25 protein-coding genes, 1 tRNA gene and 1 pseudogene are annotated in these 26,070 nt (G+C 65.7%); 21 read left to right on the top strand and 6 right to left on the bottom strand.

The genetic code is table 11. From position 1 onward, the window contains the following. The first annotated feature begins 58 nt into the window (after positions 1-58). From DES45_RS16255 to bfr, 8 genes are all read left to right on the top strand, one after another. Entirely contained in the window at positions 59-448 is a 390-nt protein-coding gene (locus tag DES45_RS16255) for a c-type cytochrome (RefSeq protein WP_114771073.1), read from the top strand. Continuing rightward, a complete protein-coding gene (locus tag DES45_RS16250; protein ID WP_114771072.1) occupies positions 445-1,248 on the top strand; it encodes a (Fe-S)-binding protein in 804 nt (267 codons plus the stop codon). Before DES45_RS16255 ends, DES45_RS16250 begins: the two co-directional genes overlap by 4 nt. Beyond that, positions 1,245-1,775: a DUF6653 family protein gene (locus tag DES45_RS16245; protein WP_114771071.1), complete on the top strand. Its 531-nt coding sequence runs from the start codon at positions 1,245-1,247 to the stop codon at positions 1,773-1,775. The genes DES45_RS16250 and DES45_RS16245 overlap by 4 nt, the downstream gene beginning before the upstream one ends. Then, positions 1,772-3,205: a LutB/LldF family L-lactate oxidation iron-sulfur protein gene (locus tag DES45_RS16240; RefSeq protein WP_114771070.1), complete on the top strand. Its 1,434-nt coding sequence runs from the start codon at positions 1,772-1,774 to the stop codon at positions 3,203-3,205. The genes DES45_RS16245 and DES45_RS16240 overlap by 4 nt, the downstream gene beginning before the upstream one ends. Continuing rightward, positions 3,202-3,873, top strand: coding sequence for a LutC/YkgG family protein (locus tag DES45_RS16235; protein WP_114771069.1), 672 nt, complete (start codon positions 3,202-3,204; stop codon positions 3,871-3,873). The genes DES45_RS16240 and DES45_RS16235 overlap by 4 nt, the downstream gene beginning before the upstream one ends. Before the next feature lie 65 nt (positions 3,874-3,938). After that, a complete protein-coding gene (locus DES45_RS16230; protein WP_114771068.1) occupies positions 3,939-4,508 on the top strand; it encodes a putative glycolipid-binding domain-containing protein in 570 nt (189 codons plus the stop codon). Positions 4,509-4,625: 117 nt separating this feature from the next. Then, entirely contained in the window at positions 4,626-4,883 is a 258-nt protein-coding gene (locus tag DES45_RS16225; RefSeq protein ID WP_114771067.1) for a (2Fe-2S)-binding protein, read from the top strand. A gap of 83 nt (positions 4,884-4,966) precedes the next feature. Then, a complete protein-coding gene (bfr, locus tag DES45_RS16220; protein ID WP_114771066.1) occupies positions 4,967-5,452 on the top strand; it encodes a bacterioferritin in 486 nt (161 codons plus the stop codon). Between the two features lie 52 nt (positions 5,453-5,504). Here bfr and DES45_RS16215 read toward each other — a convergent pair whose 3' ends face one another. From DES45_RS16215 to DES45_RS16205, 3 genes are all read right to left on the bottom strand, one after another. Then, positions 5,505-8,234 carry a bifunctional acetate--CoA ligase family protein/GNAT family N-acetyltransferase gene (locus DES45_RS16215; RefSeq protein ID WP_114771065.1) on the bottom strand — a complete coding sequence of 910 codons (2,730 nt, stop codon included), beginning with the start codon at positions 8,232-8,234 and terminating at the stop codon, positions 5,505-5,507. Positions 8,235-8,297: 63 nt separating this feature from the next. Beyond that, a complete protein-coding gene (locus DES45_RS16210) occupies positions 8,298-8,747 on the bottom strand; it encodes a GNAT family N-acetyltransferase (RefSeq protein ID WP_114771064.1) in 450 nt (149 codons plus the stop codon). Beyond that, positions 8,747-11,440, bottom strand: a complete 2,694-nt coding sequence (locus DES45_RS16205) for an ATP-binding protein (RefSeq protein ID WP_170151530.1) — start codon at positions 11,438-11,440, stop codon at positions 8,747-8,749. Before DES45_RS16205 ends, DES45_RS16210 begins: the two co-directional genes overlap by 1 nt. Positions 11,441-11,646: 206 nt before the next feature. Here DES45_RS16205 and DES45_RS16200 point away from each other — a divergent pair. The 8 genes and pseudogenes from DES45_RS16200 to DES45_RS26105 all read left to right on the top strand — a co-directional run. Then, positions 11,647-12,009: pseudogene (locus DES45_RS16200) on the top strand (phasin); the annotation flags it as partial. 51 nt (positions 12,010-12,060) lie between these two features. Then, positions 12,061-12,549, top strand: a complete 489-nt coding sequence (locus DES45_RS26225; RefSeq protein ID WP_114771062.1) for a phasin family protein — start codon at positions 12,061-12,063, stop codon at positions 12,547-12,549. Between the two features lie 42 nt (positions 12,550-12,591). Then, complete coding sequence (locus DES45_RS16190; RefSeq protein WP_114771061.1) at positions 12,592-13,041, top strand: NUDIX hydrolase; 450 nt, start codon at positions 12,592-12,594, stop codon at positions 13,039-13,041. 307 nt (positions 13,042-13,348) lie between these two features. Next, on the top strand, positions 13,349-14,056 hold the full coding sequence (locus DES45_RS16185) for an outer membrane protein (RefSeq protein ID WP_114771060.1): 708 nt from the start codon (positions 13,349-13,351) through the stop codon (positions 14,054-14,056). A 482-nt stretch (positions 14,057-14,538) separates the two neighbouring features. Next, the gene (locus tag DES45_RS16180; protein ID WP_114771059.1) at positions 14,539-15,276 is read left to right on the top strand and encodes a hypothetical protein; all 738 of its coding nucleotides are present in this window, start codon (positions 14,539-14,541) and stop codon (positions 15,274-15,276) included. 182 nt (positions 15,277-15,458) lie between these two features. Further along, the gene (locus tag DES45_RS16175; protein ID WP_114771058.1) at positions 15,459-15,950 is read left to right on the top strand and encodes a c-type cytochrome; all 492 of its coding nucleotides are present in this window, start codon (positions 15,459-15,461) and stop codon (positions 15,948-15,950) included. 316 nt (positions 15,951-16,266) lie between these two features. Continuing rightward, on the top strand, positions 16,267-19,239 hold the full coding sequence (locus DES45_RS16170) for an EAL domain-containing protein (protein ID WP_170151529.1): 2,973 nt from the start codon (positions 16,267-16,269) through the stop codon (positions 19,237-19,239). A gap of 367 nt (positions 19,240-19,606) precedes the next feature. Further along, positions 19,607-21,646, top strand: a complete 2,040-nt coding sequence (locus DES45_RS26105; protein ID WP_114771056.1) for a M10 family metallopeptidase — start codon at positions 19,607-19,609, stop codon at positions 21,644-21,646. 71 nt (positions 21,647-21,717) lie between these two features. Here DES45_RS26105 and DES45_RS24800 read toward each other — a convergent pair whose 3' ends face one another. Then, a complete protein-coding gene (locus DES45_RS24800) occupies positions 21,718-22,071 on the bottom strand; it encodes a hypothetical protein (RefSeq protein WP_147282425.1) in 354 nt (117 codons plus the stop codon). Between the two features lie 315 nt (positions 22,072-22,386). On the opposite strand from DES45_RS24800, the gene DES45_RS16160 reads away from it, so the two are divergent. The 3 genes from DES45_RS16160 to DES45_RS16150 all read left to right on the top strand — a co-directional run bounded on the left by DES45_RS16160 (position 22,387) and on the right by DES45_RS16150 (position 24,134). Further along, positions 22,387-22,599: a GcrA family cell cycle regulator gene (locus DES45_RS16160; protein WP_114771055.1), complete on the top strand. Its 213-nt coding sequence runs from the start codon at positions 22,387-22,389 to the stop codon at positions 22,597-22,599. Positions 22,600-22,709: 110 nt separating this feature from the next. Next, positions 22,710-23,873, top strand: coding sequence for an RtcB family protein (locus tag DES45_RS16155; protein ID WP_114771054.1), 1,164 nt, complete (start codon positions 22,710-22,712; stop codon positions 23,871-23,873). A 33-nt stretch (positions 23,874-23,906) separates the two neighbouring features. Continuing rightward, positions 23,907-24,134: a hypothetical protein gene (locus DES45_RS16150; RefSeq protein ID WP_114771053.1), complete on the top strand. Its 228-nt coding sequence runs from the start codon at positions 23,907-23,909 to the stop codon at positions 24,132-24,134. Between the two features lie 24 nt (positions 24,135-24,158). Here DES45_RS16150 and DES45_RS16145 read toward each other — a convergent pair whose 3' ends face one another. Next, the gene (locus DES45_RS16145; protein ID WP_114771052.1) at positions 24,159-24,479 is read right to left on the bottom strand and encodes a hypothetical protein; all 321 of its coding nucleotides are present in this window, start codon (positions 24,477-24,479) and stop codon (positions 24,159-24,161) included. Positions 24,480-24,653: 174 nt separating this feature from the next. Here DES45_RS16145 and DES45_RS16140 point away from each other — a divergent pair, with 174 nt between their 5' ends. Next, complete coding sequence (locus DES45_RS16140; RefSeq protein ID WP_114771051.1) at positions 24,654-24,875, top strand: hypothetical protein; 222 nt, start codon at positions 24,654-24,656, stop codon at positions 24,873-24,875. Positions 24,876-25,132: 257 nt separating this feature from the next. Next, positions 25,133-25,741, top strand: coding sequence for a peptidoglycan-binding domain-containing protein (locus DES45_RS16135; RefSeq protein ID WP_114771050.1), 609 nt, complete (start codon positions 25,133-25,135; stop codon positions 25,739-25,741). 196 nt (positions 25,742-25,937) lie between these two features. On the opposite strand, the gene DES45_RS16130 is transcribed toward DES45_RS16135, so the two are convergent. After that, positions 25,938-26,014: transfer RNA gene (locus tag DES45_RS16130), tRNA-His, on the bottom strand. Positions 26,015-26,070: the final 56 nt, after the last annotated feature.

Genomic DNA, 26,070 nt, shown 5'->3' with positions numbered 1-26,070 from the left:
TCCAATAATGTGGAATCTCTCTAAGATGGCTTGGCATGCCCGCAAAGGAGTTTTTTGAATGCGCTCTCTCGTTCTCTCCGCCGCCCTGGTTTTCGTCGGGCTCGGCTCCGCCCAAGCCCAGGACGCTGCCGCCGGCGAGAAGGTCTTCGCCCAATGCCGCGCCTGCCACCAGATCGGCGAGAACGCCAAGAACGCCGTCGGCCCGGTCCTGAACGGCCTCTTCGGCCGCCATTCGGGCTCGGTCGAGGGCTACAACTATTCCGATGCCAACAAGAATTCCGGCATCACCTGGGACGAGGCGACGTTCCGGGAGTACATCAAGGACCCGCGCAAGAAGATCCCGGGCACCAAGATGATCTATGCGGGTCTCAAGGACGAGAAGCGCATCGACGATCTCGTGGCCTATCTCAAGCAGTTCGACGCCTCGGGCAAGAAGGTCGCCCAATGAGCGTTTCCGCCGTGCCGGGCGGCGACCGCGGGCGCAAGCCCCGCGTCGCCCTTTTCGTCACGTGCCTCGTTGACCTGATCCGTCCCTCGGTCGGCTTCGCGGCCGTGAAGCTTCTGGAGGATGCAGGCTGCACGGTGGATGTCCCCGTGCAGACCTGTTGCGGCCAGCCCGCCTTCAATTCGGGCGACAGGGGCACGGCCCGCGACCTGGCCGAGCAGGTGATCGAGGCGTTCCGCGGCTATGACTACGTCGTTGCCCCGTCCGGGTCCTGCGCGGGCATGATCAAGGCGCATTACCCGGAACTCTTCGCCGATGACCCCAACTGGCTGCCCCGAGTCAACGCCCTGGCGGCGCGCACCTACGAGCTCACAAGCTTCCTGGTCGACGTGCTCGGCGTCACGAAGGTGGACGCGTCCTACGAGGGCACCGTCACCTATCACGATTCCTGCTCGGGCCTGCGCGAGCTCGGCGTCCGGTCGCAGCCGCGCAGGCTCCTCGCGAGCATGGAGGGTGTGACGCTCGTCGAGCTGAACGAGAGCGACGTCTGCTGCGGCTTCGGCGGCACCTTCGCGGTGAAGTACAGCGACATCTCGGGCGCCATTGTCGACGCGAAGACGAAGCACGTCTCAGAGACCGGCGCCTCCACGCTGCTCGCGGGCGATCTCGGCTGCCTGATGAACATGGCGGGCCGCCTTTCCCGAGAGGGCAAGGAAATCGAGGTGCGCCACGTCGCCGAGGTGCTGGCCGGCATGACCGACGATCCGCCGATCGCGGCCGCGAGGGATCCCCGCCGTTCATGACCGATCACGGCCATATCGCCGCGCGCCTGTTCCGGATGGACGAGAGCACCTGGGAGCGCCATGCGAGTCCCTGGAGCGTCTGGACGCGGGTTGCGTCCCTTCCGGTTCTGCTGCTGGCGATCTGGAGCCACGCCTGGCTCGGCCCCTGGGCCGTGCTGCCGGTCGCGTCCGTGATCCTCTGGCTGTGGCTCAATCCGCGCCTGTTTCCGGCGCCCGAGCGCACCGATACCTGGAGCGCGAGGGCGACGTTCGGCGAGCGGGTCTGGCTGAGCCGCGGGCAGGTTCCCATCCCGTCCCATCACGCCAGGATGGCGCAGATCCTCTCGGGACTATCGGCCGCAGGCTTCGCCGTAGCGCTTGTCGGGGCCGTCATGAATAACCTTATCCTGACGGTTTCCGGCGGCCTCGCCTCCTGGCTTGCGAAGATGTGGTTCTGCGACAGGATGGTCTGGCTCTACGACGACATGAAAGACAAGCACAGGCCTTACGCAGGCTGGCTCCGCACGGGTAAGAAAGAGGTCCGATGACCGTTCACACCACCTCCCCGCAATTCAAGGCGAACGCCGCGCAGGCTTTGGCCGACGTCCAGCTCCAGAAGGCACTCGGCAACGTGAAGCAGGGCTTCATCGACAAGCGCCAGAAAGCGGCCGAGAAGCTGCCCGAGTTCGAGGCGCTGCGCGATTCCGCGCGGGACATCAAGAACCACACCCTGGCCCATCTCGACCTCTATCTCGAGGCCTACGAGGACAAGGTGAAGGCCTCCGGCGGCCACGTGCATTTCGCCCGCACGGCCGAGGAGGCGCGCAGCATCATTCTCGGCATCTGCCGCGATGCCGGCGCGCGCACCGTCACCAAGGGCAAATCGATGATCTCCGAGGAGATCGGCATCAACCACCATCTCGAGGCACATGGGGTTGTGCCGGTCGAGACGGATCTCGGCGAGTACATCATCCAGCTCCGCAACGAGATGCCGAGCCACATCATCGCGCCGGCAGTCCACCTCAACGCCACCCAGGTCGAGCAGGACTTCCGCCGCGTCCACACCCATCTCGACGCCAAGCGCGACCTGTCGGAGCCGGTGCAGCTCCTGACTGAGGCGCGCACGGTGCTGCGCGAGCGCTTCCTGGCGGCGGACGTGGGCATCACGGGCGCGAACTTCCTCGTGGCGGAGACCGGCACGTCGATCATCGTGACCAACGAGGGCAACGGCGACCTGACGCAGATCCTGCCGAAGACCCACATCGTGCTCGCCTCGATCGAGAAGCTGGTGCCGACCCTTGAGGACGTGAGCCAGATCCTGCGCGTCCTCGCGCGCTCCGCGACCGGCCAGGAGATGTCGGTCTACACCACGTTCTCGACCGGCCCGCGCCGCCCCGGCGATGCGGACGGGCCCGAGAACTATCACGTGGTGCTCCTCGACAACGGCCGCTCGTCCATGCTCGGCACGAGCTTCGAGGAGATGCTGCGCTGCATCCGCTGCGGCGCCTGCATGAACCACTGCCCGGTCTACCACGCGGTCGGCGGGCACGCCTACGGCTGGGTCTATCCCGGCCCCATGGGCGCGGTGCTGACCCCTAGCCTCATCGGCGTCGACAAAGCAGGCCATCTGCCGAACGCCTCGACTTTCTGCGGCCGCTGCGAGAGCGTCTGCCCGGTGCGCATCCCGCTGCCGAAGCTGATGCGCCACTGGCGCGAACGGGAGTTCGAGCGCCATCTGACGCCGGCCACCATCCGCTCGGGCCTGAGGACCTGGGGCTTCTTCGCCAAGCGCCCTGCCCTCTACCGCCTGGCGACCCGCGCCGCCATGGGTGTGCTGGGCCTCGCCGGCCGCACCAAGGGGCGCTTCGCGTGGTTGCCCCTGGCCAAGGGCTGGACCAAGTATCGCGACTTCCCGGCCCCGCAGGGCGAGACCTTCCAGGCGCGCTGGCGCCGCGAGCGCAGCAGGAGGAGCGCATGAGCGCCCGCGACGATGTTTTCGCCAATATCCGCCGGTCTCTCGGCGTCAAAGGATCGGAGACGATCCGCCGCCAGATGGTGGCCGAGCGGCTGGAGCGCGCGCCCAAGGGCGTGGTTCCGGCCCGCGGCCAGGTTTCGGGCGAGGAGCGGATCGCCCTGTTCAAGCTCCAGGCCGAGGCGGCCCTTGCGACCGTGACCGAGGTCGCCTCCGCGGCGGAGGTGCCGCAATCCATCGCCCTCTTCCTGCGCAATCACAACCTGCCCGCCACCCTGCGGATGGGCGACGATCCCCGCCTCGAGAAGATGCCATGGGATGAGACGACCCTCGAGATGAGCCATGGGCCGAGTGAAGGTCGCGACCTGAACGCCGTCAGCCACGCCTTCGGGGCTGTCGCCGAGAGCGGCACGGTCGTGATGGTGTCGGGCCACGAGAACCCCTCGACCCTCAACTTCCTGCCGGACAACCACATCGTGGTGGTATCCGCCAAGGACATCGCGGGCGACTACGAGTCTGTCTGGAACCGGGTCCGTTTCGCCTTCGGCAAAAGCACGATGCCACGCACCGTGAACTGGATCACCGGCCCGTCCCGCTCCGGCGACATCGAGCAGACCCTGCTGCTCGGCGCCCACGGCCCCCGGCGGCTGCACATCGTGGTGGTGAGGGACTAGGGCGAGTCGACAGCCTCCCATGCTGAGCCGTATCGTATGATATCGCCGCATGCGAGGCTCGGGACATGCCCTCCAGGACATTCATCTTCCGCACCATCCGCTGGTCGGCCTGGGACGGGTGCGAGGCGGGGCTGGAGCATGTGGACGTGCGCCCCGCCGATGGCGGGCTCGACATCTCGGGCGTCGTCATCGGCCAGGAGGACGGCTCCAGGTTCGGTCTCTCCTATCGCCTGAAGCTCGATGCCTTCTGGCGGACGCGGGATCTTCTCCTGCGGACCACGTCGGGCCAGGCGCTGCACCTGGAGAGCAACGGGCAAGGCTCCTGGCAGGAGGACGGACGCCCGCTGGCCTCACTTCAAGGCTGCATCGACGTCGATATCCAGGCGACGCCGCTCACCAACACGCTGCCGATCCGCCGCCTTGACCCTAAGGACGGCGAGAGCGTCGACGTCCGCCTCGCCTATGTCGGCATCCCGGATCTGACCGTCGCGCCTGCCGACCAGCGCTACACGGCGCTTCGAAGCGGCTCGCTCTACCGCTTCGAGAGTCTGGAGAGCGGCTTCACGGCAGATCTGCCGCTGGACGAGGACGGGTTCATGCTCGACTACCCAGGCCTCTTCCGTCGTCTCGGCTGACCCATCCTGCCGCAGCGCGGCATCTGGGCGCGCCCCTCGCCTATGGCGCCGCTCGATAAAATCGTCTAAGTCTTTGAAATCGCAAGTAGTTTTTAACAGTTCTAAACTAGTGCTTCCATGATCGTCTGCTCCTGCAACGTCTTTTCCGATGGTGACGTGAAGGCCTGCCTGACCCCGGGGCCGGACTGTCCGCGCACGCCTGCCCAGGTCTATCGCTGCCTCGGGTGCAGCCCGAATTGCGGGCGCTGCGTCCGCACGATCCGGTCGATCATGGACAAGGCACTGGCGGATGCCGGCGTCGAGCCCGTGGCTGCCTGCCAGCGCGGCTGCTGCCCGACCGTCCTGGAGAAGGCGGCGGCAGAGCCGACCCTTTGACGATTGGGTCTTCCTCCCTAGTTCATAAATCCTCTAGATAGCTGGTACGGCGCTCCCCGGCGCCGGTTCGACGTGAGGATAGGATGAAGGGCGACCCGAAGGTAATCGAGTATCTCAATCGCGGCCTGCGCAGTGAGCTGACGGCGGTCAACCAGTACTGGCTCCACTACCGTGTGCTGGACGATTGGGGATACAAGGAACTCGCCAAGACCTGGCGCAAGGAATCCATCGAGGAGATGCACCACGCGGATCGCTTCATCGAGCGCATCATCTTCCTGGACGGCTTCGCGAACCTCCAGGTCCTCGACCCGCTGCGGATCGGCCAGAACATCCAGGAAATCCTCGAATGCGACCTCGCGGCCGAATATGACGCGCGCAATCTCTACGGCGAGGCCGCGCAGTATTGCGAGAGCGTCGGCGACCGCGTCTCCAAGAACCTGTTCGAGGAGCTGATGGCCGACGAGGAAGGCCACATCGATTTCCTCGAAACCCAGCTCACCCTGATCGAGCAGATCGGCGTCGAGCTCTACGCCCAGAAGCACGTGGGCGGGCTCGAGAGCGACCACTGAACCTGGCGACCGTCGATTGGACAAGGCCCGCCACGCGCGGGCCTTTCGTTCGTCAGCTGCTGGCGAGATCCCGCGGCTCGCTGATCGAGGCGATCGGCAACGTCACGATGCGCACGTCCAAGTCGTCCGGATCCGTGCGGATCGAGAAGCCGAGGCTACGGCACATGTCCAGCATGGTGGTGTTCTCCCGCAGGACCTGACCTTCGATCTCCCGCAGGCCCTCCACCTTCGCCCATTCGATCATCAGCCGCATCAGCTCCCAACCGAGGCCGAGACCCTTGAGGTCCGAGCGCAGGAGGATGCCGTACTCGCCCGTCTCGTGATTGGCGTCGGCGTGAACGCGCACCGCGCCCATCATCTCGCCCGTCGCGCGGTCGAAGGCCACGAACGCGATGGCGCGGGCGTAGTCGAGCTGGGTCAGGCGCGCCAGGAACGTATGGCTGAAGTCGCGCACGGGCGCGAAGAAGCGCAGGCGCAGATCCTCCGGCGTGATCGCCTGGAAGAAGCGGCGGAATTCCTCCTCGTCCTCCGGACGCACGGGGCGCACGAAGGCCTCGCGTCCGCTGCGCAGGGTGATGACACGCTCCCATTCCTTCGGATAGGGCCTAACCGCGAACCGCGGATGCCCCCTGCCCTTGCGGGCTTCCGCCGGCAGCGGCGCCACGGCCACCCGCGCATCGACCGCGATGACGCCCGTGTGGTCGGCGAGCAGCGGGTTGATGTCGAGCTCGCGCACCTCCGGCAGATCGGCGGCGAGCTGCGCGAGCTTCACCAGCACGAGGGCGATCGCCCGCTCGTCGGCCGCCGGAACGTCGCGATAGGCCTTGAGGATGCGGGACACACGGGTGCGGTGGATGAGGTCGTCCGCCAGCTTGAGGTCGAGGGGCGGCAGGGCGAGCGCCTTGTCGTTGATGACCTCCACGGCCGTGCCGCCGCGCCCGAACAGGACGACGGGCCCGAAGGACGGATCGTCGGCGATGCCCATGATGAGCTCGCGCGCCTTCGCGCGCCGGATCATGGGCTGGACCGTGACGCCGGTGATCGAGGCCTGCGGCTTGAGGCGCGCCGCGCGTTCCAGGATGTCGATGGTGGCCTTCCGGACCGCCTCCTCGGTCGTCAGGTCGAGCTTCACGCCGCCGATGTCGGATTTGTGCACGATGTCCGGCGACAGGATCTTCACCGCCACCGTACCGCCTTCGGCCAGGAAGGGCTGCGCGGCCTTAGCCGCCTCGTCGGGCGTCCTGGCCAGAAGGACCGGAGCGGACGGGATGTCGTAGGCTTTCAGAAGCGCATTCACCTCGAGCGGGTCGAGCCAGCGGCGGTTCTGGGCCAGAACCCCGTCGATGATGCGATGGGCGCCTGCCGTATCGGGAGCGAAATCCTTCGGGAGGCTGTCCGGCGTCTCCATCAGCTCGCTCTGCGCCTCGCGGTAGCGCACGAGCTGGAGAAAGCCGCGCACCGCGTCGGCCTCCGTCGAGAAGTGCGGAATGCGCACCTCCTCGAAGGCGCGAGCGGATTCCGGGTCCTCGCCGATCCAGGCGGCGAAGACCGGCTTCTGGCGCATCCCGCGCGCGCGGTCCTTCCTGACCACCTCGGCCACCGCCTGGGCTGCCTGGGGGGCGCTTGTGACGGCGGTCGGCACGTTGAGGATGAGGACGGCATCGTTGTCCGGATCGGCGAGCAGCGCCTCCAGGGCTGCGGTGTAGCGGGCCGGATCGGCATCGCCGACGATGTCGACGGGATTGGCCTTCGACCAGGTGGCCGGCAGAACCACATTCAGGCGCTCGATGGTCGCGTCGGAGATCGTCGCCAGCGTTCCGCCGAGATCGATGAGGCGATCGACCGCCAGGACGCCGACGCCGCCGCCATTGGTGAGGATGGCGAGACGGTTGCCCGGGAACGGCTTCTGCCGGCTTAAGGTTTCGGCGGCGGCGAAGAGCTGGTCGAGGTCGAGGACGCGCAGCAGACCCGCGCGCCGGAAGGCGGCATCGTAGACCGCGTCCGATCCGGCCAGGGCCCCCGTATGGGTGGCGGCCGCCTTGGCTCCCTGGGCATGGCGTCCCGACTTGATCACCACGACGGGTTTCGTGCGCGCGGCGGCACGGGCCGCGGACATGAACTTCTGCGCGTTGTCGATGGACTCGATGTAGAGAAGGATGGCCCGCGTCCCGCTGTCGGCCGAGAAGAAGTCGAGGCAGTCGCTGAAATCCACGTCGATCTTATCGCCGAGGGACACGATGGCCGAGAAGCCGACCTGGCGCTGCGCCGCCCATTCCACGAGGCCCGCCGCCACTGCGCCGGACTGGGAAACGAGCGCAAGGTCGCCCGGCTGCACGCCCCGGGCCGCGAAGCTCGCGTTCATACGCGCGCGCGGCGCCATCACGCCGATGCAGTTGGGCCCGACCACCCGCAGGCCGTATTGCCGGGCGGCGATCCTCACCTGATCCGACAGGGATCCCGGCCCGTAGCCCAGGCCGGCCGTCGCGATGATGGCGGCCGGAACCCCCGCCTGGCCCGCCTCCTCGATCACGTCGAGCACATTGCGGGGCGGCACGGCAACGACGACGAGGTCCGGTGTCTCTGGCAGGTCCCTCAGCGACCGGTAGCAGGTCTTGCCCTCGATCTCCCGGTGGTGCGGGTTGACCGGATGGAGCGCGCCCGCGAAGCGCCCCTCCATGAGGTTGCGCAGAAAGGTCAATCCCAGGGAGCCGGGACGCGGGCTCGCGCCGACGACCGCGATGGCACGCGGGGCGAAGAGCTTATCGAGGCGATAGGTGGACATGACGATCCTTCGTCTCGTGAGGGCAGGAGCGATCGAAGCAACCTAACGCCTCTCCGGCAGGGATCAATCGCCGAGCCACCGATAGTGCGCGTCGGGGGTCTGCTCCTCGTTCTCGGAGCCGTCGGTCATCTCGACCAGCCGGAAGCCGCGATGCTCATAGAAGCGGCGCGCCTGCACGTTGCGCTGGAAGGTCCAGAGATCGAGGCAGGCATTGCCCTCCTTGGCGGCCCGGAGCAGCATGGAGCCGACGCCGCGGCCGTGCCAGGCGGGATCGACATAGAGATGGTCGAGCCAGCCCTCGCTCACGGCCGCGAAACCGATCAGCGAGCCCCCGCCCTCCGCCAGCCAGATCTCGCTCGCGGGGAAGACCTCGTTGCGGAAGAAGGCCAGATCCTCTTCGGGCGTGTGAAGGTCCGGCAAGTAGGGAAAGCAGGTCTTGCGGACGTGCCGGTTCAGCCGCGCCACGGCCTCCATGTCGGCGAAGGTCGCGCGGCGCAGGCCGACCTCGGCCATCACTCCGCCAGAACCCGCGTGGGCGGGAAGATGACCTCGACGAGAGTGCCCTCGCTCGGGTGGCTCGTGATCTGCAGCGCGCCCCGGTTCGCCTCGACCAGGGCCTTGGTGAGCGGAAGCCCCAGTCCCGTGCCGCCGCGCCTGCGCGATGTGGCGAGCTGGCGGAACGGCTCGAGAGCCGCCTCGACCTCGGCTTCCGTCATGCCGATGCCCGTGTCCCGGACCCGGAAGGCGACCTCGCCCCGGTCGGTCAGGGCCGTCGAGACGATCACCTGGCCGCCCGCGTCCGTGAACTTGATGGCGTTGGACACGAGGTTCAGCACGATCTGCCGCACGGAGCGCTCGTCGGCCACCACCGGCGGCAGCTTCGTGGCGAAGCTGGTGCGCATGACGATGCGGTCGCGGGAGGCCTGCGGCTGGAGCAGCGTGAAGCAGGCAGACACGAGATCGTTGAGGTTGACGCTCGTGAAGGAGAGCTCCAGCCGTCCCGCCTCGACCTTGGCGAGGTCGAGGAGATCGTTCACGAGGCTGATCACATGCGCGCCGGAGGCGTGCACGTCCTTGAGGTATTCCTTGTAGCGCTCGTTCCCGATCGGCCCGAAACGCTCCTCCAGCATGACCTCGGCAAAGCCGATGATCGCATTGAGGGGCGTGCGGATCTCATGGCTGATCTTGGCCAGAAGGTCGGATTTCTGGGCGCTCGCCTGCTCGGCCGCGCGCTTGGCGCCAAGGAGTTCGCCCTCCGCCTTCTTGAAGGCCGTGATGTCGCGCAGGACCGCGCAGAACTTGCGGCCGGGGCCGTCGTTCACATGGCCCATGGTCATGAAGAGCGGGATCGTGCCGCCCTGGCGCACGCGCCCCATGACCTCTCGGCCATCGTTGAGGAGGCTCGCGACCCCCGGCGAACGCAGGCCCTCGAGATAGTCGAGGGCGACGATATGGCTTTCGGGCGCCAGCAGCACCGTGATCGCATCGCCGACGACCTCGCCCTGATCGTAGCCGAACAGCGCCTCCGCGGAGCGGTTGAGGGAGATGATGCGGCCGGTCTCGTCGAGCACGATCACGCCGTCCGTCGCCGTGTCGAGGATCGCCTCGAGCTCGCGCATGCGGCCCTCGCGCTGGCGCAGGTCGAGCTCGGCCTCGCGCAGGCGCCGGAGGGCGTCCGCATCGGGAGCCTTGCGGATCACCATCAGGTCGGCGGGCTCGTCACGCCACTCCGCGCTCGTCAGGCGCAGGGCGACCGGAACGGCTTCCCCGTCCCGCCGCTTGAGCACGAGCGGCGCCTCGGGCTCCTCGAGGTCCAGGAGATCGGGATTGTCCGGGAACAGGCGCGAAAGCCCGCCCGCCGCCGCAATCTGATCGATCCCATCGAAACCCGTCAGCTCGAGCAGGAAACGGTTGCCGAACAGGATCCGGTCCTGCCCATGCACGAGGATGCCGATGGGCAGCCGGTCGAGGATCGGATCGGGCTCCTGGACCGCCGCGGCTGGCCCGGCCGGAGGCATGTCCTTGGCAAGTGCGGCCGGCTCCGGCGTCTCCTTGGCCGATGGCGTCTCCTCCCCGAACCGTGCGCCAAGGGCGCGGGCGATCTCCCGGAACGCGTTGCGTTCGGCATGCGAGAGGCCGGATTGGGCGAGGTCGGGCTCGCGCGGGGCTGGCGCATCGGCGGCTTCCGCCATCGGGGCGGCAGGCTCCGTGTCTTCAGGCTTTCCGCCCGTCAGCGCCTCTGCGACCCGGTCGCGAAGATGGGAGAACCAGGTCTCCTCCTCGGACTGTGACAGGGCGTCATCGGATGCCGGCAACGGTTCGTCGGACGGCGCGGCCTCCAGACCGGTCGGTTCTTCGAGCGTCTCCTCGAAGGCGAAGTCGTCGGCGGGAGCGTCGTCCGCGCCGCGCTCCACCAATGCGTCCATGCGCAGGAGCCCGAATCCCCTGAACCCCAGTATTTCCCGTCCCTCGCCGAAGACCGGCATGCCGGCCCAGTCGACCGGCACCCGGCCGGCTGAATTGTCGAGGCTCCAGAAAACCGTCCTGGCGCTCCAGGTCTCCCGGCGCGCGAATAGGGAAGCGACGATCCTGTCCGGATCCTCGACCACCGACCGGCAAATCTCATCCCAGGTCCGCCCCAGAATGTCGGCCGACATCGGCCCGACGGCCGCCTCCAGTTGCGGCGACACATGCGTGAAGCGGGTCTGCGGATCGGTCTGCCACAGGAAGCGGACGGTGCCGCTCGCCTTCGGCCCAGGGGCCGCTGCCGGAGCGGCCTCAGGACTGTCCGGAGGAGTGCCTACGGTCGGCGCGGCTCGGACGCCCTTGGGGATCGGCCCGAGAAGGAGCGTTACGAGGACGGGATCGCCCGGGGTCACGTCAGCGATGCGACAGACACAGAGGACCGGGAGCCAGGGCTTGGCCGGATCGAGGCGCAGGCGTTCCTTCCGCGCGCCCTCCCGAGGAGCATCCCCGCCGGCCAGCTCCTTCAGGCGTGGGCCCGCCCGAAAACCGGGAGCGACCCGCCCCGTCCCGTCGGCGATCGCCCATCGCAGACCTCGAGCGGCCGGAGACGCCCAGAGCACCCGCTCGGCTGCCGAATCCCAGACGAGCACGCCCGCGCCGGCCTCGGATGCCCGGGCCAGAGCCGGGTCCTGGGCGAGCCGTGCGACCAGCGCCTCGAAGGGGTTTTGAGCATCCGTCATGAACGGTGTTGACCTCAAATGTCTCAGGAGTTCCTCTACCAGGGTTCTAGACCAATATCTCCAAGGAGATGGGATCGGCGGAACTCCTAAACGGTTTTACTTCGTGGTAACCTTAATTGGTAGGCACCACATCGCTACGCGTTGAGTTGATTTTGCAGTGCACAATGTGATATTGCACTGCACAAGGATCCAAACAGGAGTGATCAATGGCGACGAATCAGACCCCGAGCTACGAGATTCCGGCCGAAATGCGCGATTTCGCGGAGAAGAGCGTCGAGCAGGCCCGCAAGGCGATCGACGGTTTCATGGGCGCTGCCCAGAAGACGGTGGACACTCTTGAAGGCTCGGCAAACACGGTCCAGAGCAGCGCCAAGGATGCCACTCGCAAGACCTTCACCTATGCGGAGCAGAACATCGCGGCGGCTTTCGACCTCGCCCAGAAGATGGTGCGCGCGAAGGACGTGCAGGAGGCCATGCAGTACCAGGCCGAATACGTGCGCTCCCAGTTCGAGGCCATGCAGGCCCAGATGAAGGAGCTCGGCTCCCTGGCGCAGTCCGCCATGAAGCAGCCCGGCTCGAAGAAGTAAGCCCGATCCGAAACCTTCCTAAGGAGGCCCGGCATGGCCGAAGCTAAGAAGGCGCGTGCACGAGTAACCGGGGCGAGCGCCAAGGGCGCGCGGAAATCCGCTCCGGCAGCCAAGACCGAAACCGCGACCGAGCAGCTGGCGATGACGGAGTTCGCTCCGCAGCCGGTCCTCCAGCCGGAGGCTCCGGCGGCCGAGGCTCCGCAGGCGCTGCAGCGGGTGCGCACCGACGCACTCCGCAAGGTGATGAGCGAGGCCGTGAACGCCACGGCCCGCGGCGCTCTCGAAGTCCACGACAAGATCATCGAGGCGCTGCAGGCCCAGAGCGATGCAGCCATCGAGGTGTGGGAAAGCTCCCTCAAGGCCCCTCACCTCTCCGAAGCGATCCGGGTTCAGACGAACGGAGCCCGGAAGGCCTACGAGACGGCTTCGGCCCAATGGACCGACATTGCCACGACGACGGCGTCCTGGTTCCACAAGAGCTTCGAGCCGTTCCAAACGGCCCTGCACCGTCAGGACCGCTGATCGCGCCTGTCGAAAACCGGCTTCTTGCGATAAGGCTTGGCCATGACTGGCCAAGCCTTTTCCATTCCCGTTCCTGCCGTCATCGCTGTGGTCGTGCGCGAGGGCCGGACGCTGCTCGTCCGGCGCGCCAATCCGCCCGATGCCGGCCTGTGGGGCTTTCCCGGAGGCCGGATCGAGCGCGGGGAGACCGTGACGGAAGCCGTCCTGCGCGAGCTTGCCGAAGAGACGTCGATTCAAGGCGAGGCGCTCGACGTCATCACCACCCTCGACATTCTCGACAGGTCGGACGAGGGCGTCCTGCGACACCACTACATCCTGATCGCGGTGCATTGCCGGTGGCTCTCCGGCGAGCCCGTGTCCGGCGACGATGCCCTCGAGGCGCGCTGGTTCTCCATCGATGAGCTCGACCCGGGCCGCCTCCCCATGAGCGTCGATGTGGACGTCATAGCGAGGAATGCGCAGCGCCTTGCGCTTCAGGTCAGGGACAGCTGAGGCTCCTTCGTTTCGGCCGCGATACCGGCCGAAACGAAGGAGCCCTGCCGAAACGACAGGGCTCAAGTTGTCTCTTGCGTGTGGCTGGAAGTCGGACCTTCCGGTCGCAATCTGCACATGACGCCGGCCTCTCCGTCAATCGTGCCGCAACGGCAAATCTTTAGGAATGGTAAACGTTCATACATCATCAAGCATAAGTATAGATATATAACGCTACTACGTTGCATTTCGGTCCGAATGCTTCTTACATATCGGGAGATAGGCGCCCGAAGCCTCGTGCTCCTGAGTCCCAACACGGAAAACTGTCATGCGTACCATTCGTCTTGGATTGCTTGCCGGACTTGCAGCATTCGCTCTCGTCACGACCTCCGCCCAGGCTGCGGACCTTCCGTCCCGCTACAGCCCGGCCCCGGCCTATGAGGCTATGCCGACCTTCACCTGGACCGGCTTCTATGTCGGCGCCAATCTCGGCTACGGCTGGAACACCGGCACGAGCCGCTACTACGATCCGGCCTTCGGCTATGTCGGCAGCAGCAAGACCGGCGGCTTCGTCGGCGGCGCCCAGGCCGGCTATAATTACCAGTTCGGCATGTTCGTCCTCGGCGCCGAGACGGACCTTCAATACGCCGCCGTCGGCAACAAGGGCGCCTCGTACGGCAATACCCACTTCCCCGGCAATTCGGACGGCTTCTTCGGCACGATCCGGGCCCGCATGGGCGTCGCGTTCGACCGCGCCCTGATCTTCGGTACCGGCGGCTTCGCCTATGGCGACGTCGGCGGGAACGTCGGCTACGATCCGGTGCTGGGCTACCACCGCGACAACAGCACCAACGGCGGCTGGACGCTCGGCGGCGGCGTCGAGTACGGCGTGACCAACAACATCTCGGCAAAGGTCGAGGGTCTCTACGTCAACCTCGACACGAGCGGCAACTATGCCGGGGGAGCCCGCTACACGGACCGTCGCGACACCGAATTCGGCGTGCTCCGGGCAGGATTAAACTACAAGTTTAATTGAGACCCTAGCCGTATCAACTACTGAATATACCACAGAAGGCCGGATGCGCTCGTCCGGCCTTTTTGTATTTTGCAACAACTTGTCAGCTTAGCAATTCAAACTGTTTGCCAGTATAGATTACATGAATACATCTATTCTTCCGAGCGGCTTCATTGCGATAAATTTATATTTGGTTCCATTCCATACCTCTTCAGGGTTAGAAAATTTATCCCTCGTTCGGATGGGTATTTCCGGAACCAAAGGTAAGCGCTGAGAATTTCTGCCTCACGCAGGCATCGAACATTGGTACGATGCAGTAACAGTAGTTTTTGAGGCACATCATGAAGTATTCGCATGCCATTGCGGCAGCATTGATCGCTGCTGCAGCCACTCCTTCTTTGGCCTATGCCCAGTCTTTCCGGTCGGGACAGCAGTGTACTCCAGCCGTCGCGGATACTTCTCAGTATCATCGCTGTCGCCTGGCGATCGTCAGGGGCCAGGAGGTGTGCCGTTGCGCCGTCGCCCCGCTGGCGCAGCGCCGGAACGACCGCGACATTTCCGTCACCGGCTCGATCGGACGCGCCACCACGGCGCCGCAGGGCATCCTAGGTTCGGGCAGCTCCGCAGTCCCGGCTTTCGGTACCCTCGGCGTGAGCAATGAAGGGCTCACCAATCGTGCGACCGGCACCGCGACCCGCAGCGGCAGAAGCAATACGTCGCCGAGCGGCCTCGGCGGCACCCTCTCGAGCGGAGCAGGCGCCACGGCCGGCGGCAGCGTGACCGGCACGGGGAGCGGAACCGCATCGGCCGGCGGAGCGGTCGCGGGCAACACCTCCGGAAGTGCCGGCGGAGCCGCTGGCGGCGTCGCAGGCGGGATGAGCGGAGGTGTCTCGAGCGGCGGCACTGCCGGCGGATCCACCGGGGGCTCCGGGACCGTCGGAGATCAGCCGGGAAGCGGCACGGGCAGCATTGGCGGCGGCTCCAATCCGTCCTCGGGCAGCGGCAATCCGGGCAATGACAAAGGCGTCGGCAATGCCGGGGAGAGCCCGAACGGCGGCGACTTCGGCGGCGGCTCACGAGGCCGCAGCGATGCGGGCGATCGCGGCTCCCAAGGCAACGGCCATGGTGGCGACAAGGGCGACCGCGGCGACCGCGGCGACCACGGCAGCCATGGCAACAACGGCTTCGGCAATGGCGGCGGGGACGGCAGCCCGAACGGCAAGGACGATTCCAACCGCTAACGCCCTCTGATTGCTCTTTGGGCTCCGGCTGCTCGCACGGCCGGAGCCCTTTTTCGTTCTGACCGGCCGCCATCCCTGCCCCCAAGGAAGTAGGATGCCGGCCGAATGCTAATACGGCTTAGCTCCTGGCGCAGGCCGAGGACCGTCCCTATGCTCCAACTCATCGCAATTCGGAGAGGTCGATGAGGCAGATGCTGTTCGGTTTGGCCGCCGCTGTTGCGGCGCTCACTGGCACCTGTGCAGCTTGGGGGCAGGAGGCCGCCAAGCGCGGCGAGTACCTGGTGTCGATCATGGATTGCGGCGGCTGCCACACGCCGGGCATTTTCCTCGGCAAGCCCGACATGGAGCGCTTCCTGGGCGGTTCCGAGGTCGGCTTCCAGATTCCAGGCCTCGGCATCTTCTATCCGCCGAACCTGACCCCTGATCCCGAGACGGGACTGGGACAATGGAGCGAGGCCGACATCATCAGGGCGGTCCGCAACGGGGTCCGGCCGGACGGCCGACAGCTCGCTCCGGTCATGCCCTACCAATCCTACAGCAAGCTCACGGACGCCGACGCCAAGGCACTCGCGGGGTATCTGCGCAGCCTGAAACCGGTGAAGAACCAGGTGCCGGCGATCACCGGCGCCAGCGAGAAGCCGACGGCTCCCTACCTCGCAGTCGTAATGCCCTGATCCGACCTGAGGGGCCTGCCGGCCCCTTCCTGACTCAGGCCTATCGACGGCTACAGGGTCACGATGCGGCCTGCCGTCGAGGCCGCTCGATTCATCGATCAGTCCGGCAGCCCCCGGCTCGGTTACCATATTTATTGTTTGAAGTAATTTGCGGCTCTTTGGAGATTGCCAGCCCCGACCGCAAATTGAATTATATCTTCCTTAGAGGAATATCGAATTCGACTGAGTTTTGTATTTACCTTCCGGCGAAGATGATGAGCAACAAGCCTGACTTCGAGCCGATTTAGCGTGATCTGCGGCGGCATCGATGAGAACAATGGCGACTTCTTCCGGCCGTGCCTGGCGGGCTAGGCAGCTCCGGCGGTCACACAAGCAACCTGCTCCGGCCGAGCCCCGGCTCCAGAGCCGGACGCCTGCGCTCACGAGCCGCGTCGCGGCCGCCGTGCCGGCGCGGCAGAGCCCCCTCGGCGATCAGAAGCGGCCGCCGCATCACCTCTCCCACGATCTGAAGACATTCATGGAGGGAACGACGGACTGCGTCTTCGTCCTCGATCGTCAGTGGCGGCTCGCCTTCCTGAACACACGCGCCATCAGCGAACTCAAGGCTGGAGCGGCACTGATCGGTGCGAGCCTCTGGGACGCCCTGCCTGATCTCGCCGGTTCGACCTTCGAAGACCATTACCGGCGCGCGATGAGCGAGCGCACGACGCAACGCTTCGAGGCCTATTATGCCCCGCTGGCGAGCTGGTTCGAGGTGCATGCCGTGCCGGTCGACAGTGGCCTGTCCGTGTTCTTCCGCAACATCAACGAGCGCATCGCGGCGGCCGATGCCCTGCGCGAGCAGGAGCGGCAGCTCGCAACCGTCTTCGGACAGACGATGGTGGGCATCATCCATCGCGGCCTCGACGGCCGGGTGCTGATGGTCAACCAGCGCTGGTGCGAGCTTGTCGGCCGCTCGAAGGACGAGATCGCGCGGCTTCCCTTTCTGGCCGAGACGCATCCCGAGGACGCGGCCTGGAACTCCCCCCTGCTGGAGAAGCACATTCGGACCGGCGAGCCGTTCCAGATCGAGAAGCGCTTCATGCGTCCGGACGGATCGGTGGTCTGGGTCGCCGTGAACGTCTCCTTTGTCCGGGACGAAGCCGGCAAGGTGATTTCGATGATCGCCGTGGCCGAGGACATCGACGACCGCAAGGCCGCTGAAAACGAGGTCCGTGAGGGTCGAAACCTGTTCCAGGTCGCCATCGACAGCGTGCAGGATCTCGTCTTCGTCAAGGACGGGGAAGGACGCTTCGTCCTCACCAACCGGCGGCTGAAGGAAATCTACGGTTCCCTGGAGGGAATGCGTGTCCACGATCATTTTCCGCAGGATGCCGCCGAGGAGTTTCATGCGGCCGATCAACACGTCATTGCGACCGGCGCTGTCTCTACGGTCGATGAGCAGATCTCCGTCGACGGCGAGATCCGCACCTTTCAGATGGTGAAAGTGCCGTGGCGGCAGGATGGCGACATCATCGGCGTCATCGGCGTCTCCCGAGACATGACCGAGCACCGTGCGGCCGAACTGGAGCTGCGCGAGAGCCGGCGCCAGCTTGCAACCCTGATCGATAACCTGCCGGGTCTCGTCTACAGATGCGCGCTCACGGCACCCTGGCCCTTCAGCTTCATGAGCGAGGGGGCCGAGGCTCTGACGGGCTACACGGCCGCGGAGTTCATGGAGAACAAGTTCGGCTGGGCCGACATCGTGCACCCGGACGATCTCGATCAGCTCGACCGGTCGACCCGGGACGCCGTCGAGGAGCGGCGCCCGTTCTCGGAGATCTATCGCATCATCACGCGCTCGGGCGAAACGCGCTGGGTGATGGAGCGCGGCCAGTGCATCTACGACGCCGCCGGAGCGCCGTCCTTTCTCGAGGGCTTCATCAGCGACATCACGCAGCAGAGGCAGACGGAAGAGCGGCTGCGCTGGGTGGCGCATCACGACTCCCTCACCGGCGCGCCGAACCGTGTTCTCTTCCAGGAGAGGCTGGAACACGCACTCAGACGGTCGGGCGAAGCGGGCCGGAAGGTCGGGCTGCTGCTCCTAGACGTAGACCATCTGAAGGAGATTAACGACAGCCTCGGCCATGACGCGGGAGACGCCCTCCTGCAGGTGACCGCCCGACGGCTCACGACGGCATTGCGCAGCACCGACATGGTCGCGCGCAACGGCGGCGACGAATTCGCCATCATCCTGCCGGACATCGAATCCGAGCAGGAGCTCTGGACGATCATCAGGCCCGTCCTCGAGCAGCTTCAGGAGCCCTTCTCCTATGCGGGACGTGCGATCGACTGCCGCGCCAGCATCGGCGCGAGCATCTGGCCCGATCACGCGAAGGAGGCCACGGACCTTCACAAGCAGGCGGACGTGGCGCTCTACACGGCCAAGGCTGCAGGTCGCGGCAGGATGATGGTGTTCCGGCCGTCGATGCGCGCGGGCGCCGAGCGGCGGGTTCAGATGCGCAGCAACGCGCGGGGGGCCATCAAGGAACGGCGCATCGAACCGTTCTACCAGCCCAAGGTGCATATGGATTCGGGCGAGCTTGCCGGGTTCGAGGCGCTTCTGCGGTGGCGCAATCCGGAGGGGCGGATCGAGACGCCGGCCACGATCAAGGCCGCATTCGACGACCCGCAGCTCGCGGTCGCGATCGGCCAGCAGATGCACGAGCTTGTCTTCGACGACCTGCGCCGATGGCTGGACGCCGGTCACCGGGTCGGCCACGTGGCGATCAACGCATCGGCCGCCGAGTTCCGCGGCAACAACTTCGCCGAGGGAATCCTCGAGCGGCTGCGGACGGCCGGCATCCCGACCCACCATCTCGAACTCGAGGTCACCGAAACCGTGTTTCTCGGCCGCGGAGCCGAACACGTGGAACGCGCCCTCCGCACCTTGAGCCTTGAGGGCGTGAGGATCTCGCTCGATGATTTCGGAACGGGCTATGCGTCCCTTTCCCACCTGAAGCAGTTTCCGGTCGACGTCATCAAGATCGACCGCTCGTTCGTCCAGGACCTGGCCGACGATCCGGACGACACGGCCATCCTTCAAGCCGTCCTCAATCTCGGCCGCGCCCTCGGGCTCACGACCGTTGCGGAAGGGATCGAGACGGAGATCCAGGCGGCCTATCTGCGTGCGCAGGGCTGCGACCTTGGCCAAGGCCATCTGTTCGGGCGCGCGATCCCCAGAACCAAGATTCCCGGCCTCATCGCCACCTGGGACCCCATTGCAACGCCCGCCAAGGCGACAGCATGAGACAAGGTTGAGATCTCATCCTCGCCTGACGAATGCGTCACCCGGAAAGCATTCGTCGGGCAAGGAGCAATAGCCTTAGCGGCAGGACCCAGAACTTTTCTTCCTTTGCGACCTTTTGTCAGAACGCGATCCTGACCCAACGTAATACAAGTATAGCGACGTGATTCTAGGTGTCTTTGTTAATGAATTCTACACCGCGCCCGCCCCACACTGAGAATATATGCTGAAGCATGTTTTACTGTAACAGTATATACGTCATCTGATCCGCCGATCTCAACACAGCAGAGCTGAATATCCGGTTCTCATCCGAATCGGGACGGATTTGCTTGCCTGTTAGTTCGACCAAGCAACACACTGGACAGATCCTATGCCTGCTGTTGTGACTTATAACCCGACAGGCGACGCCTATATCGACGGCGTGCTCGGCGATACCAAGTGGGCGGTCGCCAGTTTCACCTACAGCTTTCCGACGAGCCCTTCCTATTACGGCAGCGGCTATGGCGGAGGCGAGCCGACGAGCGGGTTCGAAGCGCTCAATCCGACGCAGCAGGCGATGGCACGGGCGGCCCTGAAGATGTATGCCTCGGTCGCCAATCTCGGCTTCACCGAGATCGCCGAGACCTCGGCCCAGCATGCGGACCTGCGCTTCGGCATGTCGGACAAGCCGAGCACAGCCTGGGCCTATTTCCCCTCGACCAATGCCTCAGGCGGGGACGCTTGGTTCAACAACTCCAGCGGCGCCTACGACGACCCGCGGCTCGGCAACTACGCCGCCGCCACGTTCATCCATGAGATCGGGCATGCGCTCGGGCTGGAACATGCCCACGAAGCCTATGTCATGCCCGTGAATCGTGACTCGATGGAGTACACGATCATGAGCTATCGCTCCTATGTCGGCGCCTCGACCTCGACGGGCTACACGAACGAGGCGTGGGGCTACGCGCAGTCGCTGATGATGTACGACATCGCCGGCATCCAGCACATGTACGGCGCCAACTTCTCGACCAACAGCGGCAACACGACCTATTCGTGGAGCCCGACAACGGGCGAGATGGCCATCAACGGTGCAGGCCAAGGTGCCCCGGGCGGCAACCGCATCTTCATGACCCTGTGGGACGGCGGCGGCACGGACACGTACGACTTCTCGCAATACACCACGGGATTGAGCGTCAATCTTCAGCCCGGAAGCTGGACGGTGACGTCGACGGTCCAACTCGCCCGGCTTCACTACAACGGCTCGGAGATCGCGGCCGGTAACATCGCCAACGCCCTGCTCTACAAGGGGGACCTCCGCTCCCTGATCGAGAACGCCGTCGGCGGCGCCGGCAATGATGCGATCGTCGGCAACCAGGCCGCCAACCTCCTCAAGGGCAATGCCGGAGCCGACAGCTTGACCGGCGGCGCGGGCGACGACGTGCTCGATGGCGGCACCGGAAGCGATACCGTGCTCTACGGCGGCCAGCGCTCGCAATACGACGTGGTCAAGCTGGCGGACGGTTCGATCCAGGTGACGGACCTGCGCTCCGGCTCGCCGGACGGAAAAGACGTGATCTGGAATGCCGAATGGCTCCAGTTCGTGGACAGGACCTACTCCGTCTCCGAACTGTCGGGCAGCACGTCGGCTCCCCTGTCTCCCTCCGTCACCACAACGCCCATAACATCCGTGGCGGAGCCGTCCCCGCAGGGTATCGTCAGGAAGGGGGGGACGTCCGCGGACCGGCTCTACGGCGATGCAGGCAACGACAAGCTTCTGGGCTATGCCGGCAACGACATCCTTCATGGGGCAGCTGGGGCGGATCGTCTCGACGGCGGGGTCGGGTCCGACTACGCGAGCTATTCGGGGGCAGGTGCTTCTGTCGTGGCGGATCTCCTCAGCCGCTCCGCCAACCGGGGCGATGCGCAGGGCGACATCTATGTGAGCATCGAAAATCTCATCGGCAGCGCCTGGGCGGATTCCTTACGCGGCAACAACGCCGCCAACGTGATCCGCGGCGGCGACGGGAACGACACGCTCTACGGGCGGAGCGGCAACGATACGCTGGACGGCGGGTTCGGGGACGACGTGCTCTACGGACAAGCCGGGCGGGATGTCCTCACGGGACGGGGCGGAAGCGATCGCTTCGTGTTTAAGTCCGCCGGCGATTCCCGCGGGAGTGAAATCGACGTGATCAAGGATTTCCACCGGGGCGAGGACAAGATCGACCTGCGGCCCATCGATGCCAAGACGACCGTCGGCGGCAACCAGGCCTTCACGTTCATCGGCAAGGCTGCCTTCGGCGGACATGCAGGCCAGCTGCGGTTTTCGTCCGGGCTCCTGGAAGGCGACACGAACGGCGACGGCATCGCCGACTTCCAGGTGAAGGTCGCCGGCATCTCGGTCCTGTCCAAGAGCGACTTCCACCTCTGAGATCCACGGCCTCCCGGTGGCGCCCCAGAAACGGTAGGGAAAGCACTTCGAACGCCCTCCCGACCAACCTGTCAGCACCGGCTGGGTGCACCGGACGGATTGGTGTTACCGGCCCTTTGACCGCTCTGCCCCGGGAAGCAAGGGCTGTTTCCGCTCGCGCCCGACCGCACGGCCGCATCCGGCGACGGCTTGATCGTGCCCGGCGGGTTGCCGGGCGGATTGACCGCAGGCGAGCCGACTGCTCCGGTCGCGCCGGGCTCCGATTGTTCGCGGACGGGGAACTTCTCCGTACCGGCCGCACCCGTATCGACGCTGGGCGAGGCCTTTGACCCTGAAGGTGGCGCGACCTGCGCCGCAGCACCGGTGACCGGTCCGACCGAAAGGCAGGCGGCGAGCAACAGACCGCATGAGGATCCGAGCTGCATGGCAATCTCCGGATTCAGATGTGAACACGATCGAAGTTTACTTCCAGAAACGGAGAATGTTTCAGCTTCGCTGTTGCAGTTCTCGGAAAGCTTGGCCGCGGCGGGGTGTCGCAAATTCATTGAATTCTGCCGCATTTACGCGCCTTTGCCTTGTCAAGAGGCCTGCCGGCAACCATTTGGGAAGCAAGCCGGTCGCGACGATACGCTGGACCGGAAAAGCCATGGATCGGGACGGCAGCCCGCGAATGCAGCCGGCCGTCCTGCCGGAGTGGCTTTCGGCCCCTTGTGCCGCTGCCTCACATTGAGCTTGGATCGATGACTCATCACAGGATCGCGGAGCCGTCTCCGCAATACAGGATTGCTCTTCTCGAAGCGCGTGCACGGCAGTGCCGCTTCATCGTCTCGGACGAGTTGCGCGACGCCGTGTGCTGCGGCGCCCCGACCTCCGAGACGTCGAGCTGGTGCGACTGGCACCGCCAGCTGGTCTATACGCCCAGGGCGGAGCGGGACAGGCGCCGCGCGGCCTGACGGTCTCCGGACAGGCGCGCGGCCGCATCGAGGCGAGTGCGTGAGAACCAGACCGGCGGACGCGAGTTTGACCTCCCGAGAAACCGGTCAGGAACAGGCGCGCCCTTCCCATGAACACCCGCATCTACGGTGAGCACGACGAGAGAACGATCCGGCAGCTCGACCGGTGCATGCATGTGGGCAGCGCCGTCAAAGGCGTCCTGTGCGCCGACGGGCATCTGGGTTATGCCCATCCGATCGGCGGCGTCATCGCCTATGAGGAGCACATCTCCATCAGCGGGGTCGGCTTCGACATCGCGTGCGGCAACATGGCCGTGCGCCTCGACACCCGCTACGACGACATCGCGCCGCAGGCTGCCAGCATCCTGTCCGACATCAGCCGCACCATCAGCTTCGGCATCGGGCAGAAGAACGCCGTGGCGGTGGACCATGAGCTGTTCGAGTCGCCGCTCTGGGACGAGGCGGGCGTGCGCGATCTGAAGAGGATGGCCTCCCAGCAGCTCGGCACCGTCGGATCCGGCAATCACTACATCGATCTCTTCGAGGATGAAGACGGGTTCGTCTGGATCGGCGTGCATTTCGGCTCCCGCGGCCTCGGCCACAAGATCACCACCAAGCACCTCCCCCTGGTCGGCGCCAAGGACGGCATGGAGGTCGAGCCCGCCATCCTGCACCAGGACAGCGAGGTAGGTCGCAGCTACATCGCAGGCGTGGAACTCGGGGGGCTCTATGCCTATGCGGGCCGCGAATGGGTGGTCGAGCGGGTACGCCAGATCATCGGCGGCCGCATCACCGACGCGGTCCACAACCACCACAACTTCGTGTGGCGCGAGAGCCATGGCGGCCGCGACTACTGGGTCGTCCGCAAGGGTGCGACTCCGGCCTTTCCGGGCCAGCGCGGCTTCGTCGGGGGTTCCATGGGAGACAATGCCGTGATTCTGCGCGGCGTCGACGACCCTGAAAGCGCCGATAGCCTCTACTCGACCGTTCACGGCGCCGGCCGTGTCTTCGGCCGCACGGAGGCGAAGGGCAAGAAGAACAAGGCCGGGGAATGGATCCGCCCTCCCCGGGTGACGCGCGCCGAGATGGATGCCTGGCTCAAGGAGCGTGGCGTTCTGCTGCGGGGCGGCGACGTGGACGAGAGCCCCATGGCCTATCGCCGCCTGCCCGAGGTGCTCGCGCATCACAAGAACACGATCGAGATCGAGCACGTCTTAAGGCCTTTTGCGGTTGCTATGGCGGGCGCGGGCGAGTTCGATCCATACAAGGATTGAACGCCGATTTTCGTCTTCAGGAGCACAAGCCCGATGAGCGACTGGATGTCCTACGACCGCTGGCCCGAATGCACCCGGATGGAGCGGCCGGGCCATGTCTTCGAAGTGACCAACGACAAGGGGCAGAGCCTCTTCACGCCCTGCACCGTTCCGCTCCAGCTGCCCTTCGACTGGTCCTCGCCGCCGACCCGGTTCCGCCTGGTGGTCGAGCCCCCGCCACGGCGCTCCTCTCCCCTGCCCCCGGCACAGGAACCACGCTGAGCGTAGGCCTCGTCCGAAGGCGCATCATTCGGGCTGCTGCCGCTCCTGAACCGCCTCCTGCACCGCCTCCTGCACCGCCTCCTGGGCGCGCTGCGACCGCGCGCGGCTGTCCGGCTCGAGATTGCGCTTCGCACACCAGGTGGCGAACTCCTCCGGCTCGATCATGACGCGCATCACCTCGAGCCCGGCTTCCTGCGCCACACGCTCGTTGTTTTCGGCCGCCATGCGCCACTGGTCGTAGGTCGACGCCAGAACATGCGCATCCACCATCATGCTGCGAATGGCAGGGTAGTCGTCGCGGCTGTACCACGGCAGCCCGATCACACGTCTTCCAGCCCCGATCATCTCGCCCCCATGTTTCATAACGTAAGGTAAACACATCTAAGGCGCGGCTCCGCGGAGGCCATGTCCCACGGCCCGATGCATGAACGGACCGCCCCGGAAGAAACGACGTGGCCTTAAGCCATCAGCAAGGTTCTTGGGGTCAGACTCTAGGCTCGTGAGTAAGGAGTACATGCGATGGAAGACTGGCAGGGACGCACGCGCGAACCGATCACCGAGGAGCGCCTCGAGAAGGCCCTGAACGTTCTGGCCGAGATCGTGAGGGAGCATGGACCGGCCCACGCTCCTCTCCTCGAGAGCATGGAGCAGGAGCTCGCCACCTTCCGACGCCTGCGGCAGACCATCGGCGAGAACAACGCAAAGGCGCAGCCGCCGGGCCTCGCCCACAAGGCCGCATGAGACATCCTGCCGAGGGGCTTCTTCGGCAGGCCGAGAGGGATGCCACGAATGCGGCATCCCTTTTTGTTGAGGGGCTTGCACTTCTGGCATCGAAGGCAATCGATCGCGCCGCATAACACTCCCGGTGTAGATGCCGCAGCCTCACGGACTATTGTGCGCCTTTCTCGGGGCCGGCCACTCTTTGACCACCTTTCCGTTCACTTTGGGCAAGCGCGGCCGAACCTCGGCCTCAATGTTCGAAGCTGAAGGAGTATCTGATGGTCCAGACGCACGCGCGTAAGGCACCCCACCTCAACCGCGTCCTCGTCTCCGCCTTAGCCCTGGCTGCACTCGGGGGCTGGGGAATGTTCATCCACACGAACCAGACCTCGTCCGAGGTCGAAGCGCAGCTGCGCAGCCAGGTCGCGTCCCTGCAAGACACGCATCAACAGATCCAGTCGCAGCGCGAGCAGGCCGAAGCCGCCTCGTCCGCAGAAGCCTTGAGGCTGCGCCAAGACCTGTCGTCGGCGAGCGACGCGTTCACCCGCCTGTCGGAGCAGCACAACAGGACCAAGGCCGAGCTGGCTGAGGCTCAGGCGAAGCTGCAGCCAGCCCCACAGGCCCAGTCCGCTCGCAAGAGCGCGAGTCCCGTCGCCTTCATCGACGTCAAGCCGCGCCCGGCACCGCAGGACGTCGTCGCGGCCCAGAAAGCCCTGACGGAGCTCGGATACGGCCCGCTGAAGGCGGACGGCGACCTGGGTCCGGGCACCAGGCAGGCGATCGAGAAGTACCAGCGTGACGCCGGTCTCAGAGTGACGGGCGAACTGCATGCAGAGACCCTGCAGATCCTCCTGGATCCGGCCAAACGCCTGGCCTCGCAGGACTGATATGACGGCTGTGGCGCCGCGAGGGATCGCAAGGCGCCCGGGCCGATCAGACGCGGCGGCGGGTGGGGCTGCGAAACGCTCGACGCTGACGGTCGCGGCCATACAGCGGGATTTTGACGATCCCTCTGTCCCGCAACGGTCCGGATTTTCTGAGAAGACGGCCTCGAACCTGCGAGGCCTAAGTACTTGATTTGAATGGTACAGCCGCCCCGGCTCGAACGGGGGACCCCCAGATCCACAATCTGGTGCTCTAACCAACTGAGCTACGGCTGCACTCGCGGCAGGGTGTAATCGCCTCTTCGCGCAATTTCAAGACTTCTTTGCGGTCG

This window comes from Microvirga subterranea, from assembly GCF_003350535.1.
GTDB lineage: Bacteria > Pseudomonadota > Alphaproteobacteria > Rhizobiales > Beijerinckiaceae > Microvirga > Microvirga subterranea.
This window is presented reverse-complemented; position numbering and strand designations above follow the sequence as displayed.

Bases quoted from the DNA above. Each gene is read 5' to 3' on its own strand.
- DES45_RS24800 (WP_147282425.1), bottom strand. From the start codon at position 22,071: ATGCAGCTCGGATCCTCATGCGGTCTGTTGCTCGCCGCCTGCCTTTCG.
- DES45_RS16235 (WP_114771069.1), top strand. From the start codon at position 3,202: ATGAGCGCCCGCGACGATGTTTTCGCCAATATCCGCCGGTCTCTCGGC.
- DES45_RS26105 (WP_114771056.1), top strand. From the start codon at position 19,607: ATGCCTGCTGTTGTGACTTATAACCCGACAGGCGACGCCTATATCGAC.
- DES45_RS16170 (WP_170151529.1), top strand. From the start codon at position 16,267: ATGGCGACTTCTTCCGGCCGTGCCTGGCGGGCTAGGCAGCTCCGGCGG.
- DES45_RS16240 (WP_114771070.1), top strand. From the start codon at position 1,772: ATGACCGTTCACACCACCTCCCCGCAATTCAAGGCGAACGCCGCGCAG.
- DES45_RS16215 (WP_114771065.1), bottom strand. From the start codon at position 8,234: ATGTCCACCTATCGCCTCGATAAGCTCTTCGCCCCGCGTGCCATCGCG.
- DES45_RS16140 (WP_114771051.1), top strand. From the start codon at position 24,654: ATGGAAGACTGGCAGGGACGCACGCGCGAACCGATCACCGAGGAGCGC.
- DES45_RS16255 (WP_114771073.1), top strand. From the start codon at position 59: ATGCGCTCTCTCGTTCTCTCCGCCGCCCTGGTTTTCGTCGGGCTCGGC.
- DES45_RS16210 (WP_114771064.1), bottom strand. From the start codon at position 8,747: ATGGCCGAGGTCGGCCTGCGCCGCGCGACCTTCGCCGACATGGAGGCC.
- DES45_RS16205 (WP_170151530.1), bottom strand. From the start codon at position 11,440: ATGACGGATGCTCAAAACCCCTTCGAGGCGCTGGTCGCACGGCTCGCC.
- DES45_RS16250 (WP_114771072.1), top strand. From the start codon at position 445: ATGAGCGTTTCCGCCGTGCCGGGCGGCGACCGCGGGCGCAAGCCCCGC.
- DES45_RS16160 (WP_114771055.1), top strand. From the start codon at position 22,387: ATGACTCATCACAGGATCGCGGAGCCGTCTCCGCAATACAGGATTGCT.
- DES45_RS26225 (WP_114771062.1), top strand. From the start codon at position 12,061: ATGGCCGAAGCTAAGAAGGCGCGTGCACGAGTAACCGGGGCGAGCGCC.
- DES45_RS16245 (WP_114771071.1), top strand. From the start codon at position 1,245: ATGACCGATCACGGCCATATCGCCGCGCGCCTGTTCCGGATGGACGAG.
- DES45_RS16145 (WP_114771052.1), bottom strand. From the start codon at position 24,479: ATGATCGGGGCTGGAAGACGTGTGATCGGGCTGCCGTGGTACAGCCGC.
- DES45_RS16190 (WP_114771061.1), top strand. From the start codon at position 12,592: ATGACTGGCCAAGCCTTTTCCATTCCCGTTCCTGCCGTCATCGCTGTG.
- DES45_RS16150 (WP_114771053.1), top strand. From the start codon at position 23,907: ATGAGCGACTGGATGTCCTACGACCGCTGGCCCGAATGCACCCGGATG.
- bfr (WP_114771066.1), top strand. From the start codon at position 4,967: ATGAAGGGCGACCCGAAGGTAATCGAGTATCTCAATCGCGGCCTGCGC.
- DES45_RS16135 (WP_114771050.1), top strand. From the start codon at position 25,133: ATGGTCCAGACGCACGCGCGTAAGGCACCCCACCTCAACCGCGTCCTC.
- DES45_RS16155 (WP_114771054.1), top strand. From the start codon at position 22,710: ATGAACACCCGCATCTACGGTGAGCACGACGAGAGAACGATCCGGCAG.
- DES45_RS16185 (WP_114771060.1), top strand. From the start codon at position 13,349: ATGCGTACCATTCGTCTTGGATTGCTTGCCGGACTTGCAGCATTCGCT.
- DES45_RS16225 (WP_114771067.1), top strand. From the start codon at position 4,626: ATGATCGTCTGCTCCTGCAACGTCTTTTCCGATGGTGACGTGAAGGCC.
- DES45_RS16230 (WP_114771068.1), top strand. From the start codon at position 3,939: ATGCCCTCCAGGACATTCATCTTCCGCACCATCCGCTGGTCGGCCTGG.
- DES45_RS16175 (WP_114771058.1), top strand. From the start codon at position 15,459: ATGAGGCAGATGCTGTTCGGTTTGGCCGCCGCTGTTGCGGCGCTCACT.